1 protein-coding gene is annotated in these 661 nt (G+C 51.7%); it reads left to right on the forward strand.

Annotated elements, in window-relative coordinates:
* On the forward strand, positions 1-661 hold a 661-nt coding region (locus tag CW305_RS06565; RefSeq protein WP_146067140.1), incomplete at both ends, for an acyltransferase family protein.

The raw sequence follows: 661 nt of genomic DNA on the forward strand, positions 1-661 counted from the left end.
CTTCTTCCTGTCGGGTTTATTCTTCTTCGATTCGTTGCAGAAGCGGGGCCGGGGCGGGTTGATCATCAACAAGGTCGACACAATCGTCTATCCCTTTATTGTCTGGTCTTTACTACAAGGTCTGTTCGAAGTCGTCCTGTCGAATTACACGAACGGTCAGGTCACCTTGGTTGAGGTGTTCTCGCTGCTCTGGATGCCGCGAGCGCAGTTCTGGTTCCTGTACGCTCTGTTTCTGGTGTTCGTGGTTTGTGCGTTTCTTTATGCGCGGGCAGATCGGCGCTATTTCTTGCCATTCGTGGTCCTGTTTGGCTTGCTGTATGTCTTCCAGCAGGATCTGACGGTAAACAACATGACCCGCTTTATCCTGGGCAACACCGTCTTCTTCGCATTGGGCGTCTGGTTCAACGAGGTCAAGGCGTTCTTCCTCGCGCGTTATACACAGCTGACATTATTTTTCGGTGCGCTGTTCATCCTGGGGCAGTACCTGTTTCATGTGACCTTCGGTCTGAACTATGCCGATGGCGGCATGGCGGTACTCGCGCTTGCAACCATATCCATCTTTTTCATGATCGCGTTGTCGATGTGGCTAGGTCAGTTTCGCGTGGATTGGTTTCTGTTCATCGGCGCTTCGTCGATGACGATCTACCTGATGCATATTCTG

It is taken from the genome of Stutzerimonas kunmingensis, from assembly GCF_002929225.1.
Lineage (GTDB): Bacteria > Pseudomonadota > Gammaproteobacteria > Pseudomonadales > Pseudomonadaceae > Stutzerimonas.